Genomic DNA, 14,496 nt, shown 5'->3' with positions numbered 1-14,496 from the left:
AAAAAAACTTCCACGAAGAAAAATCTGTGTAATCTGTGAAATCTGTGGGACAAAAAAAACTTCCACGAAGAAAAATCTGTGTAATCTGTGAAATCTGTGGGACAAAAAAAACTTCCACGAAGAAAAATCTGTGTAATCTGTGAAATCTGTGGGACAAAAAAAACTTCCACGAAGAAAAATCTGTGTAATCTGTGAAATCTGTGGGACAAAAAACTTCCACGAAGAAAAATCTGCGTCATCTGCGAAATCTGCGTGACAAAAACAATAAGGGAATATTTCGGGCGCCAGCCATTGGCCAGAGGCCAAATATCCGCGAAAATCCGTGAGTAATCCGATAAGCAAGAATGCCTCCGATTCATCCGTGAAATCCGATGAAAAAAACTTCGAAGAAATGAAAAAAGAGGATGTGCCATGAACTTATGACACATCCTCTAATATTTTCTAATATCTTAATAGAAGAAGAACTTAATCTTTCTTCAAATCCTCTTCATGCTCCTTGAGGAAAGCGAACATAGACTTCAACGCCGTATTGGTAGCGATGGCGAGATTGATGTCACGACCGAAATCGTCTGTGAGTTTCAGAGTGCGCACATCATCCTTGCTGCCATAGCCTATCCAGATGGTGCCCACAGGATTCTCCAAAGTACCTCCGGCAGGACCAGCTATACCCGTAGCAGAAATCGCATAATCCACATGGAGGGCATTGATGGCACCGATTACCATCTCCTTAGCCACTTCCTCACAAACGGCAGTCTGCTTCTCAAGCACCTCATGGCTCACACCGAGCAGGTTCTCCTTCACCTCATTGGTATAGGAAACGATACCACCCTTGAAGTAGTTGCTCGCACCAGGTACTGCAATGATAGCCTCAGCGATACGGCCGCCAGTGCAACTCTCTGCAGTACCCAAAGTCTTATCACTATTGTATAGCATCTCTGAGATGCTCTTACTCAAAATCTTACTTTCAAATTCCATATTTAATATAAAAAACTATTTGAACGTTACTTTAGAGAACGCAGGCAAGTCTATGGTTGCGAAGTCCTTATCGCGATACTTAAACGTGCCCACGCATCCTATCATCGCTGCATTATCAGTCGTATAACTGAACTTCGGAATATAGATGGTCCATCCGAAGCGCTTAGCATGATCATGAAAGGCATTGCGCAAACCATTGTTGGCAGATACACCTCCCGCAACAGCCACGTGGGTGATACCCGTCTGCTTCACTGCCATGCGGAGCTTCTTCATCAGGATATCCACGATGGTAAACTCGATGCTGGCAGCCAGGTCGAACTTGTTTTTCTCTACGAAATCAGGATCGTCTGCCACCCATTTGCGGAGACTGTAGAGGAAACTGGTCTTGAAGCCAGAGAAACTATAGTTGAGTCCCGGGATATGCGGTTCAGCAAAAGAGAAAGCCTTCGGATTGCCCTGTCTTGCGTATTTATCTACGATAGGACCACCCGGATACCCCCACTCCAGCACCTTGGCGCATTTGTCGATAGCCTCGCCAGCAGCATCATCGATGGTCTGACCGAGCACCTGCATATCATTGTATGCATTCACCTTCACAATCTGGGAGTTTCCACCCGAAACAAGAAGACAGATGAAAGGGAACGGAGGAGCCGTCTGGTCGTCATCACTTTCCTTGATGAAATGCGCCATCACGTGTCCCTGCAAGTGATTGACATCAATCAGAGGAATGTTGAGCGAGCGGGCGAGTCCCTTGGCAAAGCTGACACCTACGAGCAATGAACCCATCAGACCGGGACCTCTCGTAAAGGCCACTGCACTCAGGTCTTCCTTGGTGATGCCGGCACGCTTGATAGCCTGATCGACCACAGGAACCACATTCTGCTGATGCGCACGCGAAGCCAGTTCTGGAACCACACCACCATAAGCGCGATGCACCTCCTGTGAAGCCGTAACATTGCTCAGCAGCACTCCATTTCTCAAGACAGCAGCCGAGGTATCATCACAGCTGCTCTCAATACCCAATATATATATATCCTTCTTTTCGTTTTCTTCCATGATTTTATACACCTTATTATATTGATTCTTACACCATTATATCGAATCCTACTGATCCTCACAGATTCTTACACCTTATTATATATAATGGTGAGTATATATTATGGTGAGTATTCTTTAGTAGGTCAGCACCTCTACGCCGTGTTCTGTCATCACGAAGGTATGCTCCCACTGTGCAGATGGTTTTTCATCGCCTGTGATAACCTCCCATCCGTATGGATCGTCCGCATCGATGAACACCTTCCAGGTACCCATGTTAATCATTGGTTCGATGGTGAATACCATACCCGGAACGAGCAGCATACCAGTACCCTTATGACCGTAGTGAAGCACCTCTGGCTCTTCGTGGAACTCGCAGCCCACGCCATGTCCACAGAGATCGCGCACCACTCCATAACCGTATTTCTTGCAGTGATTCTCGATAGCATGACCAATGTCGCCCACAAAACTGTATGGCTTGGCAACTTCAGCACCGATTTCGAGGCATTCCTTGGCCACTCTCACCAGCTGCTCCTTCTCTGGAGTCGTCTTACCGATGATAAACATACGGGAAGCGTCGGCATAATAGCCATCCACGATGGTAGTCATATCCACATTGACGATATCGCCCTCCTGGAGCACGTCTTCCTCCTTAGGAATACCGTGGCAAACCACCTCATTGATACTCGTACAAACACTCTTAGGATAACCCTCGTAATTGAGACAGGCAGGTATGGCGTCATGATCCTTGCAGTACTGCATACAGATGTCGTCAATCTCCTGCGTGTTCATACCTGGGCGGATAGCTTCAGCCACCGCATCAAGACAGCCCGTATTGACGACACCGCTCTTACGGATACCCTCAATCTGTTCTGGAGTCTTGATCAAATCACGAGTAGGCACCAATTTGCCCTTATTTTCCCAAAACATCACCTGCTTATCAAGGTCGGTCAGAGGCTGACCCGGCAAGCAATGCCATCTTCTTTTTTTAATAACCATTTCGTTTAATTTTATCGCGGCAGCCCCATCAGGTCCACCCATTATTTCTATTTACATCTGCAAAAGTACAACATTTCAAGCAGAGTACAAAATAATTGCAATAATATTTATCTTTTTTCAGATACTTACAGCATTCTATTTCAGAAACTTGTAGATTTCCTCTGTCCAGTCTGCCCCATTCTGCGGACAATAGGTGCGGATACCGAGTTCGCTGGCAGCAGCGCAGTTGCGCGGACCATCATCTACGAAGAGCGCATCTTCTGGGAGGATTTTTTCCTGAGTGAGCACATAGCGGAAGAAGCGATCATCCGGCTTCATTAACTTCACCTCATAACTGCGATACAGGGCATCAAAATACTCACCGATGGCATGGCCGTCACCAGAGAATTCCGTGCTATCTGTCCAGGAACTCATGTAGGGATTGGTATTGGAGAGGAGAATCACACGATAGCCTTCCTCTTTCAACTTGCGGAGAGCAGCCAACTTATTGGCAGGCACATCAGCCGCATAACCCAACCAGCAATGGCGCACTTCATCAAAAGACAGTTTTCTGCCCACCATCTTCTCCAGGGCCTCCTGATATTCTTCAAGACTCAGTTTCCCCTCCTCCAGGTCACCGAAGATGCCCGCCTGACAATAAGGGTTCAAAACTTCATCAGCCTTCTGCAGCCCCAATGCACTGAAACGCCTCACTGCTTCATCATGGTTGAGTGTGATGATCACGCCGCCCATGTCAAAAATCACCGTTTTAATCATAACTATATTTTCTCTAACGTTTTCTATATCAACTCTTTCGTATCCTGTATTTATCTGATGAATTCAGCATTTATCTACTAAATTCTGCGTCTTATTCAAACAAGTTCAACTTATTCTTGCGGGCTTCATCGAGGCTGGCGAGTTTCTGCTGCTGCTCATGATATTCTGCCCTCATCTTAGCATACTTGTCGTCCAGTTCCTTCACGAATTTCGGACCTTCCACCTTATCAAAGAGGCGGGTGCAGATGCCGGCATTCAGACTCGCGTCTTTCACCCAGACCACCGGACCGTCGTATTCCGGAGCTATCTTGAGCGCCACGTGCAGTTCGCTGGTAGTAGCGCCGCCCACCATAATAGGGATGCGCAGCCCCGCCTTCTGCATCTCGTGAGCCACATGCACCATTTCATCGAGCGACGGCGTAATCAGTCCGCTCAATCCGATGGCATCCACCTTTTCCTCGATAGCCTTCTTGACAATCTGTTCGGCAGGAACCATCACACCTAAGTCGATGACATCGAAGTTATTGCACGACATCACCACGCAGACAATGTTCTTTCCGATATCATGCACATCACCCTTCACGGTAGCCATCACCACCTTGCCAGCCTTGGTAGAACTGCCCGTATTCTCAGCCTCTATATGCGGTTGGAGGATAGAAACAGCCGCTTTCATCGTGCGTGCGGTCTTGACCACCTGTGGCAGGAACATCTTTCCTTCACCGAAGAGAGCACCCACTTCGTTCATACCGTCCATCAGCGGTCCCTCAATCACATTCACGGCATGCGGATATTTGGCGAGAGCCTCATCAATATCCTTCTGCAGGAACTCCGTGATACCCTTGCGCAGGGCATATTTCAAGCGGTTTTCCACCGGTTCCTTGCGCCATTCCGGAGCAGCCGGTTTAGCCACGGGCGCACCACCCGCCTTGGCAGCAGCCTTGGCAGCATCCATCTGTTCCTTGATCTCATTAGCCAGGTCTATCAGTTCGTCGGCAGCACCCTTTCTGCGGTTGAGCACCACGTCCTCGATGAGTTCACGCTGTGCTTCAGGCAATTTGGCGTAATCCTTTCTGGCTTTGGCATTTACAATACCGAAGTCCATACCCACCAACTGGGCATGATGAAGGAAAACGGCATGGATAGCCTCACGGATATAAGTATTGCCACGGAAGGAGAAAGAAAGGTTGCTCACACCACCGCTCACATGGGCACCAGGCAGATGCTGGTGGATCCATTCCGTAGCGCGGATAAACTCCACGGCATAGTTATCGTGCTCCTCCATACCCGTAGCGATGGCCAGCACATTCGGGTCGAAGATGATGTCGAGCGGATTCATTCCCACCTTATCCACGAGGATGCGATAGGCCCTCTCGGCTATCTCAATACGGCGCTCAAAGGTAGTAGCCTGCCCGATTTCATCGAAACACATCACCACCACGGCAGCTCCGTATCTCATCACATCACGGGCGTGGGAGATAAACTTCTCCTCACCTTCCTTGAGCGAGATGGAGTTGACGATGCACTTACCCTGACAGCACTTCAGTCCGGCAACGATGACATCCCATTTCGAGGAGTCAATCATGATAGGAACCTTGGCGATCTCAGGTTCAGCAGCTATCATATTGAGGAAGTTGACCATTTCCACCTTAGCATCCAGCAGACCGTCATCCATGTTGACATCCACGACAGCAGCCCCGTCGGCCACCTGCTTGCGGGCGATATCCAACGCCTCCTCATACTGTTTTTCATTGATGAGTCGGAGGAACTTGCGGCTACCCGCCACATTGCATCGCTCGCCCACATTGACGAATCTTGACGCATCCATCGGAAGTTTCACGGAGTCGTCCACATCAAGCAGATCAAGTCCGGAGAGCCACATGGTATCTGGTTTGGCTGCCACCTGATGCGGTTTCACCCCCTGCGCCATACGGTTGTAACTGGCGATGAATTCAGGCGAAGTACCACAGCAACCACCGACAATATTGACCAGTCCCTCGTCGAGGAACTCCTTGATTTTCGGAGCCATACTCTCAGCCGTCTCGTCATACTGTCCCATTTCGTTAGGCAGTCCGGCGTTCGGATGGGCGCTGATATACCATGGCGCCACTGCCCCCATGCGCTTGATGAAAGGTTTCATCTGCGGAGCACCGAAGGCACAGTTCATGCCCACCGAGAAGATAGGATAAGACGAGATGCTGGCAAGGAAAGCCTCGATGGTCTGTCCGCTCAGGGTACGACCAGCCAGATCACTCACGGTCAGACTCACCATGATAGGCAGGTCCACACCATGCTTCTTCATCGTGGTAAGCGCCGCATCGATCATCGCCTTACAGTTGAGCGTATCAAAGATAGTTTCGATGAGAATCACATCCACACCACCCTCGACGAGACCGTCGATTTGCTCGCATGTATCCTCAAAAAGTTCATCATACGTAATCTCACGTGCCGCAGGATTGCTCACGTCAGGACTCATACTGCACGTTTTGTTGGTAGGACCCACATCGCCCGCCACAAAACGCGGTTTGTCATCAGTGCTGAAAAAGTCGCACTGAATGCGTGCCAACCTGGCTCCCTCGTAAGCCATTTCCCGGGCTTGATTTTCCAAGTGATAATCAGCCTGTGAAATGCGCTGCGAAGAAAACGTGTTGGCAGAAATAATGTCGGCACCCGCTTCGAGATACCTCCTGTAAATATCAGAAATCACATCGGGGCGGGTAATATTGAGCATATCATTATTACCCTTCATCTGTCCTGGAATATCCTGGAATCTGTCGCCCCTGAAGTCTTCCTCCGTCAAATTGTACTTCTGAATCTCCGTGCCCATCGCACCGTCGAGAATCAGGATTTTCTCCTTAACAATCTCTCTTATCGTCTTACCCATTGTCGATTTTCTGTATATAGGCGTGCTTTTGTGGGCACGGCATTCATATCTTAGAGGTGCACGAGATGGCTTAGAAATGCTTGATGGCACGGTCCATTTCTCGTCTGTCCTCCTTCTCCTTGAGCGTCTGTCGCTTGTCGTATTCCTTCTTACCCTTGCAGAGGGCGATATCAACCTTGGCACGTCCGTGGTCGTCGATGAAAACGAGTATAGGCACGATGGTAAATCCCGGCTGCTTGCTGTCTTCCTCAAGTCTTCTGAGTTCTCGCTTGTTGAGCAACAACTTGCGGTCTCTGCGGGCCTCGTGATTGCAGAATGAGCCGTAAAAATAAGGAGAGATATTCATTCCCTTCACCCAGAGTTCGCCCTGGTAGAAGTCACAATAGCAGTCCACGAGCGAAGCCTTACCGCCACGTATCGACTTGATTTCGGTACCGGTAAGCACGATGCCTGCTGTATAGGTATCCACGAAGAAGTATTCGAAGGATGCCTTCTTGTTTCTTATCTGTATCGGACTCTTCTTGCGGAGTTCCTGTTCCTGTTTATTCATACACCAATGTTTTATTACACCTATTTAATTATAGTAGCAAACTGCTGGATGTTTTCGTCGATATAGTAGGCCACCTTGCTGGTCCATTCCTCCTCATTTTCGACGAAAGCATCATCAAAGTCATCAAATTCAGGATATTTCTCGTAGAGCGCCATGAAATCCTCATCGCTCATATCCTGCTCCACCTCAGCAGCCGCTTTCTTGTAGAAGAAATGGGCCTTGTTGATGAGCTTTCCCAAGTCCGGGATACCCCAGTTGCGGAAAGCCTTGTCGGTAGGATTTCTGAAGATGAACCCGCCGAAGCCGTTGTGGATGAGCTGTATCATACCGCCATCCATCATCTCCTCGTGCAGGAAATGCCATGCCAGGAGGGTAATCTGGTCGCTGTTGAGTTCCGCCATGTTCTGTGCGGTCAACTGTCCCCCGATGGCTTCCAGCGTAGCATCGATGAAAACCTTCACAAACTCGTCCATGCCCTCGAGTGCAGCTTTCTGCAGAGCAGCATCATTTATCTTAACTTGCGTCATAATCTAATTAAAATTGCAATTTTCAGTTTGCAAAGATACACCAAAATGTGCATAAAGCAAAGAAAAATGATAAGAAATAGGTTAAAGAGTTAAAAAGAATACTCATTTTTAGGTATTTTCCCAAGATTTTTTGTACTTTTGTAGTCGAAATGTGGCAGCAGTGCTCAAATTTCTGACCGCATATAATATAAGGTGTACAGAAATATAGTGTTTATATATTCATTAATATAAATTTTAGCGAATATGATCTATTCTAAAGAAGTGGACAACATGTGCGTTGTCGCTAAGGGTCCTAACCACGGACCAGCTCCAATTCCTGAAGAGGGAAAATGGATTCAGGCAAAAGAGATTAAGGATATCTCTGGTTATACTCACGGTGTGGGTTGGTGTGCTCCTCAGCAGGGTGCTTGTAAGCTTTCTTTGAACATCAAGGAAGGTGTTATCCAGGAGGCTCTCGTTGAGACTATCGGTTGTACTGGTATGACTCACTCAGCAGCTATGGCTTCTGAGATTCTTCCAGGCAAGACTATCCTTGAAGCATTGAACACAGACCTCGTTTGCGATGCTATCAATACAGCAATGCGCGAGCTCTTCCTCCAGATTGTTTACGGTCGTAGCCAGAGCGCTTTCTCTGAGGGCGGTCTCGTTATCGGTGCAGGTCTTGAGGACTTGGGTAAGGGTCTTCGTTCACAGACTGGTACTCTCTACGGTACAGTAGCTAAGGGTACACGTTACCTCGAGTTGACAGAGGGTTACATCACAAAGCAGTTCTTGGATAAGGACAGCCAGGTTTGTGGTTACGAGTATGTACACCTCGGCAAGATGATGGAAGCTATCAAGAACGGTATGGATGCCAATGAGGCAGTAAAGAAGTTCACAGGTAGCTATGGTCGTACAACTGCCGAGCAGGGTGTTGTTAAAGCAATTGATCCACGTAAAGAATAATAAGGAGATACAGATATGATTAGAAAAGTAAGTTACGAAAGTCAGGAACGTCGCGAGAAGCAAGTTCTTGCTGCTCTCAATGCTAACGGTATTCAGAGCTTGGAAGAGGCTAATCAAATCTGCGAGGACGCAGGTGTTGATCCTTATCAGATGTGTGAAGACACTCAGCGTATCTGCTTCGAGAACGCTAAGTGGGCATATGTAGCTGGTGCTGCTATTGCTATCAAGAAGGGTGTGAAGACAGCTGCTGATGCTGCCGAGGCTATCGGTATCGGTTTGCAGGCTTTCTGTATCCCTGGTTCTGTAGCTGACGACCGTAAGGTAGGTCTCGGCCACGGTAACTTGGCTGCCCGTTTGCTCCGCGAGGAGACACAGTGCTTTGCTTTCTTGGCAGGTCACGAGTCTTTCGCTGCTGCTGAGGGTGCTATCAAGATCGCTGAGATGGCTAACAAGGTTCGCAAGAACCCATTGCGCGTTATCCTGAACGGTCTTGGCAAGGATGCTGCTCAGATCATCAGCCGTATCAACGGTTTCACATACGTACAGACCAAGTTCGACTACTACACAGGTGAGTTGAAGGTTGTTAACCGTATCGCTTACAGCGACGGTCCACGTGCTAAGGTTAACTGCTACGGCGCTGACGACGTTCGCGAGGGTGTTGCTATCAACTGGAGCGAGGATGTAGATGTATCTATCACTGGTAACTCTACAAACCCTACACGTTTCCAGCACCCAGTAGCTGGTACATACAAGAAGGAGCGTATTGCTGCTGGTAAGCCATACTTCTCAGTAGCTTCTGGTGGTGGTACAGGTCGTACATTGCACCCAGATAACATGGCTGCTGGTCCTGCTTCTTACGGTATGACTGATACTATGGGTCGTATGCACTCAGATGCTCAGTTCGCAGGTTCTTCTTCAGTTCCTGCTCACGTAGAGATGATGGGCTTCCTCGGTATGGGTAACAACCCTATGGTAGGTGCTACTGTAGCTATCGCCGTAGCTATCGACTTGGCTTTGAACAAGAAGTAATTTTTGTTTAGGTAAAATATTTATCCTCCATATCCCCACACGTGGGAATATGGAGGATTTTTTATTTCCCCTTCTCCATGACCATCAGGTCGTGTATCAGCTTGATCTCATAATACTCGAAAGTGCTACCCACGGCTTCCCTGATCTCCGAGAAATGCTCTATTTCCGGATGAGCCTGCATGAATTCACGCAACTTTTTCTCATGAGCCGAAGAGATGAAGGTGCGAAGACCTATCTTGCCCTCCATCACGTATGGCGTGAGATGACCGATGATGGTACCCTTGGTGAGATTGCGCTCAGCAGCTATCTGGTCGAGATTCATACCCCGACAGAACAGACCATAACTGATTTCACGGGTTGGAACCTTCGGCTTCCTTGGTTCCCCGTCAGCATCCCCACCGGCACTCCTACTAACTCTCTGTCTGCTTCTTCCCCTGCCGGAACTACCCGCAGCCTCATCCTCCTCCATCAGCAGGAATTGGGCCTTCTTCCTCAGATAATCCGAAATCAGGAACTCGGCATCCGAGGAATACCTCAGCAGACGGTGCTTCAGATTCACCTCCAGTTCAAACGATGAAAAACGCTCCTGAAACAGTTTCTTGGCCACCTTGTTGTCGGTCGCCACATTCGTTTTCTTCACCAGATCAACCAATACTCCCATCTTCTGTCCGAAATATTTCGCTCCCTTATGGATGCGGTCCTGCAGATCCGCACTCCTCAAGTCCGGATTGACGGCAAGCATGTTCGTATATTGCAGTTGGAACTTTTCCTATACGCCCTCTAAACTCTTCAGTACCACGTTCATCTGTTGGTACTCTCCCACCAACCGTGGATATTTCACATTGTAAAACTCCACCAAGCAACGCATCAGCAGTTCGTAGGCTGCATATATTCCGCAGAAATCGAAGAGTTCACCGATGCAGCGCAGGATATACTGCTGCTCCAAGGCAGAAACCACCTCGGGAGTAGGAGAAGCCAGATGACTGTTGAACTGCTCGATGGTACCACTGCCGATGATGGCCGAAGGCGAAAGAGGCGCGCTGAGCACCATGCCCTCAAGCGACTTACAGCGGCTCAGCGCCACGTAGGTCTGACCATAGGAGAAAGAGCGGGAGGCATCGATGATGGCATGCTCAAAAGTAAGGCCCTGACTCTTGTGGATGGTAATCGCCCATGCCAGTCGCACGGGATACTGCCTGAATACACCCTCCACGGTTTCCTCTATTTCCTTGGTCTCCTCATTGAGCGTATATTTTGCATTCGCCCATTCCGCCTTCTCTAGTTCAAACTCCTCGTCCGTATCACGGCTTCTCACCACAATCTCGCTTCCGTCGATACTCACCACCTCTCCTATCATACCGTTATAGAAGCGGTGCTGGACATCATTCTTCACAAACATAATCTGTGCACCCTGCTTCAATACGAGTTTGTAATCGGCTGGGTATGAGGACTCCGGGAAGTTGTCTTCCACCTCAGCTGTAAACGAGTATGCTTTTGAAGGCAGCGCTTCCAGTTCCTCCTCGTTGATGCGCTGGGCAGGCGCATTATGGGTAGTGAGACGGATATAGTTATCCTCTTTCGGAGGAATGAAATCGGGGATATATCGCTTGTTGAGCGCCTGCAACGTAGCAGTCGTGGCCTTGTTTTCACGCACCTGATTGAGGAGTGAGATAAATTCCTGGTCCTGCTGGCGATACACCTTCTTGAGTTCTATCGTGAGATAATGCGCCTGCTGCAGCGCCTTGCTGGAGAAAAAATAGGGCGTGTCGTAATACTGGCGCAGCATCCTCTCCTCATGGTCGGTCACCACGGGAGCCAGCTGATGCAGATCGCCTATCATGAGCAGCTGCACGCCTCCGAAGGGCAGATCATGCTTGCGGTATCTCCTGAGCACGGAATCGATGGCATCGAGCAGATCGCTCCTCACCATACTGATTTCGTCTATCACCAAGAGGTCGATAGAGCGGATGATTTTGCGCTTCAGGGCGCTAAACTGATATTTTTTCTTCTCATTACCTCCGAAGGAAGTGCCTGGGAGATAAGGAGACAGGGGCAATTGGAAGAACGAATGAATCGTCACGCCACCCGCATTGATGGCAGCGATACCGGTTGGAGCCAGCACCACCATTCGTTTCGGCGACTTCTCCTTGAGTTGTTTCAAGAAAGTAGTCTTTCCCGTTCCCGCTTTACCTGTAAGAAACAAGTTAGCACTTGTTTTTTCAATAATGTTCCATGCCAAGATGGATTCTTCGTTCATTTCCATTTGCTTCTACTTGATTATTGTATTTGCAACATCCATAATTGTCATTTTCGTATGTATTGGGGTAAAGATAAAAATATATCTTTCTTCTACCTGTTCCATATCTGTATATATTTATAATAAGAGCAAAGATACGCTTTTATTTTGAAACTAACAAGAAAATTCAAAAGAAGTTAAGAAAAAAAGCGGTGACAACAGGTGAACGTTATCCATCTCTTTGTGGAAGCCAGAGACAGAGACGAGGCGGTGTATATCAACATCTGTTAATATACACTAAAAAACCGGCCTTTTGATACGACTTAAGGATATTATCAGTATATTTGCAAGATGAATGTCACGGGGTGCTGAGAGATCGGCTGAGATTATACCCATTGAACCTGACGCAGATAATGCTGACGCAGGGAAATATGATATAACCAAGAGGATAATGACACTGGAATACTGCAAGATGAGTATCAGAAGGTATATCCGAAAAGAAGCCCCTATTCTATGGCTAATGACCATGGATTAGGGGCTTTTTCCGTGATAAAAAACAAGGACTTAAAATAAACGGCTATCAGCATAGCCCTTAAAAAACAATTCGATTTATGAAAGTAAATATCAACAACAAGGAAACTGAGACTCAGGCTCTCAACGTTAAGCAACTGGCAGAAGAACTCAATCTTCCTGCCACAGGTGTAGCCGTTGCCATCAGCAACAATATGGTGCCTCGCGACGAATGGGAAACCACAAAGATCCTCGAAGGCGCTGACATCGTTATCGTAAAAGCTTTCTGCGGGGGATAAGGATTCTATATAAAGCTATGACTTTAGGATAATCTGAGTTTGACTTTAACATAAATAGACTCAAGATAACAGGCTATGGCTTTATGATAATAGAGTGAGGTTTTTAAATAACATGACGAAGAATTAAAAAAAATGGCAAAAATTTCATTAGACCGTTTCCGCCTGCAGTTCATCTCCCATCAGAATGAAAAGTTGGGTTATCTCGACGGTATCCGTGAGGCATTAGCTGGCGGATGCAAATGGATCCAGCTGCGCATGAAGGGAGCTACCGACGACGAAGTGCGCCCTATCGCCCTGCAGGTGAAGGAATGGTGCAGAGAACAGCAGGCCACCTTCCTCATCGATGACCGTGTGGCTCTCGTGAAGGAACTGCAGATAGACGGTGTGCATCTGGGCAAGAACGATATGCCTATCGCTGAAGCCCGCAAGATACTGGGCGACGGATTCATCATCGGCGGTACTGCCAACACCTTTGAGGATGTGAAGGCGCACTACGAGGCGGGAGCCGACTACATCGGTTGCGGTCCGTTTCGCTTTACCACCACCAAGGAGAAGCTCTCTCCTATCCTCGGACTGGAAGGATATAAGGACATCATCCAGAAGATGAAGGAAGAAAGCATCGACATCCCGCTCGTCGCCATCGGAGGCATTACCAAGGAGGATATCCCCGAAATCATGAAAACAGGAGTGAACGGCATCGCCCTCAGCGGTTGCATCCTCCATGCTGAAAATCCAGCTAAAGAAACCAGGGAGATTCAGGAGCTGCTATAAAGCTGGCTCTGCGATTATCCAGACTCCGGAATTATCCTGTTTCTGCGATTATCCAGACTCCGGGATTATCCAGCCTCTGCAATAATCCAGCCCTCTCTATAAGAAAAAAATAAAAATATAAATCATAAAAACAATGGAAAAATTAGTAATTGCAGGCAGAGAATTCAACTCTCGCCTTTTCCTGGGAACAGGTAAGTTCAACAACAACCAGCTCATGGCTGAAGCCATCAAGGCTTCTGAAACAGAAATGGTTACCGTAGCCATGAAGCGTATCGAACTCGAAGACAAGCAGGACGATCTGCTCGCTCATATCGTGCAGAATCCTAACATCCAGCTTCTCCCTAACACCAGTGGCGTGCGCAACGCCGAGGAGGCAGTCTTCGCTGCACAGATGGCACGTGAGGCTTTCGGTACCAACTGGCTCAAGCTTGAAATCCACCCAGACCCTCGCTACCTTCTCCCAGACTCTATCGAGACTCTGAAGGCTACAGAGAAACTGGTGAAACTCGGTTTCGTGGTATTGCCATATTGTCAGGCAGACCCTACCCTCTGCAAGCACCTGGAAGAGGCTGGTGCTGCTACCGTGATGCCACTCGCTGCGCCTATCGGTACCAACAAGGGATTGAGAATGAAGGACTTCCTGCAGATCATCATCGAACAGGCTACTGTTCCTGTGGTAGTAGATGCAGGTATCGGTGCGCCAAGCCACGCAGCCGAAGCCATGGAGATGGGTGCCAGCGCCTGCCTGGTGAATACCGCCATCGCCGTAGCCGGAGACCCTGTTGAGATGGCCAAGGCTTTCAAGGAGGCTGTCATCTGTGGTCGTCGCGCCTACGAGGCTGGTCTCGGAGCCATCAGCGACTGTGCTGAAGCAAGTTCTCCTCTCACCGCTTTCCTCAACGACTAATATAATATGATAAATCAAAAGGCATCAAGGATGAGGCAAAGAAGCAAGAATGCTCTTTTTACCCTTTTACCTTTTT

14 protein-coding genes and 1 riboswitch are annotated in these 14,496 nt (G+C 48.2%); of the genes, 5 read left to right on the top strand and 9 right to left on the bottom strand.

Features of this window, described 5'->3' with window-relative positions:
- Positions 1-465 precede the first annotated feature (465 nt).
- The 7 genes from DW917_RS10955 to DW917_RS10925 form a co-directional block, all read right to left on the bottom strand.
- On the bottom strand, positions 466-975 hold the full coding sequence (locus DW917_RS10955; RefSeq protein ID WP_118118675.1) for a CinA family protein: 510 nt from the start codon (positions 973-975) through the stop codon (positions 466-468).
- Positions 976-990: 15 nt separating this feature from the next.
- On the bottom strand, positions 991-2,031 hold the full coding sequence (gene tsaD / locus DW917_RS10950) for a tRNA (adenosine(37)-N6)-threonylcarbamoyltransferase complex transferase subunit TsaD (protein ID WP_118118673.1): 1,041 nt from the start codon (positions 2,029-2,031) through the stop codon (positions 991-993).
- A gap of 117 nt (positions 2,032-2,148) precedes the next feature.
- On the bottom strand, positions 2,149-3,009 hold the full coding sequence (gene map, locus DW917_RS10945; protein WP_118118681.1) for a type I methionyl aminopeptidase: 861 nt from the start codon (positions 3,007-3,009) through the stop codon (positions 2,149-2,151).
- Between the two features lie 135 nt (positions 3,010-3,144).
- On the bottom strand, positions 3,145-3,765 hold the full coding sequence (locus DW917_RS10940; RefSeq protein ID WP_118118671.1) for an HAD family phosphatase: 621 nt from the start codon (positions 3,763-3,765) through the stop codon (positions 3,145-3,147).
- Between the two features lie 91 nt (positions 3,766-3,856).
- Entirely contained in the window at positions 3,857-6,646 is a 2,790-nt protein-coding gene (metH, locus tag DW917_RS10935) for a methionine synthase (protein ID WP_118118669.1), read from the bottom strand.
- Positions 6,647-6,716: 70 nt separating this feature from the next.
- Positions 6,717-7,196 carry an SsrA-binding protein SmpB gene (gene smpB, locus DW917_RS10930; protein ID WP_118118667.1) on the bottom strand — a complete coding sequence of 160 codons (480 nt, stop codon included), beginning with the start codon at positions 7,194-7,196 and terminating at the stop codon, positions 6,717-6,719.
- Between the two features lie 20 nt (positions 7,197-7,216).
- Entirely contained in the window at positions 7,217-7,723 is a 507-nt protein-coding gene (locus DW917_RS10925; RefSeq protein ID WP_118118665.1) for a DMP19 family protein, read from the bottom strand.
- 243 nt (positions 7,724-7,966) lie between these two features.
- Between DW917_RS10925 and DW917_RS10920 the strand changes: the two genes are divergently transcribed.
- Both DW917_RS10920 and DW917_RS10915 read left to right on the top strand, forming a co-directional pair.
- Positions 7,967-8,668, top strand: a complete 702-nt coding sequence (locus DW917_RS10920) for an iron-sulfur cluster assembly scaffold protein (protein WP_006849036.1) — start codon at positions 7,967-7,969, stop codon at positions 8,666-8,668.
- A gap of 15 nt (positions 8,669-8,683) precedes the next feature.
- Entirely contained in the window at positions 8,684-9,697 is a 1,014-nt protein-coding gene (locus DW917_RS10915; protein WP_118118663.1) for a GGGtGRT protein, read from the top strand.
- 61 nt (positions 9,698-9,758) lie between these two features.
- On the opposite strand, the gene DW917_RS17540 is transcribed toward DW917_RS10915, so the two are convergent.
- Both DW917_RS17540 and DW917_RS10910 read right to left on the bottom strand, forming a co-directional pair.
- Positions 9,759-10,439, bottom strand: coding sequence for a helix-turn-helix domain-containing protein (locus DW917_RS17540; RefSeq protein WP_199545541.1), 681 nt, complete (start codon positions 10,437-10,439; stop codon positions 9,759-9,761).
- A gap of 27 nt (positions 10,440-10,466) precedes the next feature.
- Positions 10,467-11,960 carry an ATP-dependent RecD-like DNA helicase gene (locus tag DW917_RS10910; protein ID WP_199545540.1) on the bottom strand — a complete coding sequence of 498 codons (1,494 nt, stop codon included), beginning with the start codon at positions 11,958-11,960 and terminating at the stop codon, positions 10,467-10,469.
- Positions 11,961-12,284: 324 nt separating this feature from the next.
- Positions 12,285-12,379, top strand: a riboswitch (TPP riboswitch).
- 165 nt (positions 12,380-12,544) lie between these two features.
- Between DW917_RS10910 and thiS the strand changes: the two genes are divergently transcribed.
- The 3 genes from thiS (at position 12,545) to DW917_RS10895 (ending at position 14,420) form a co-directional block, all read left to right on the top strand.
- Positions 12,545-12,742 (top strand): sulfur carrier protein ThiS, encoded by a 198-nt coding sequence (gene thiS, locus DW917_RS10905; RefSeq protein ID WP_022111612.1) that lies wholly within the window; start codon positions 12,545-12,547, stop codon positions 12,740-12,742.
- Between the two features lie 132 nt (positions 12,743-12,874).
- Complete coding sequence (locus DW917_RS10900; protein WP_118118661.1) at positions 12,875-13,513, top strand: thiamine phosphate synthase; 639 nt, start codon at positions 12,875-12,877, stop codon at positions 13,511-13,513.
- Positions 13,514-13,646: 133 nt separating this feature from the next.
- Positions 13,647-14,420, top strand: coding sequence for a thiazole synthase (locus DW917_RS10895; RefSeq protein WP_022111614.1), 774 nt, complete (start codon positions 13,647-13,649; stop codon positions 14,418-14,420).
- Positions 14,421-14,496: the final 76 nt, after the last annotated feature.

It is taken from the genome of Prevotella sp. AM42-24, from assembly GCF_003461825.1.
GTDB lineage: Bacteria > Bacteroidota > Bacteroidia > Bacteroidales > Bacteroidaceae > Prevotella > Prevotella hominis.
The sequence above is the reverse complement of the archived record's forward strand: the minus strand, read 5'-3'. Positions and strand labels throughout refer to the sequence as shown.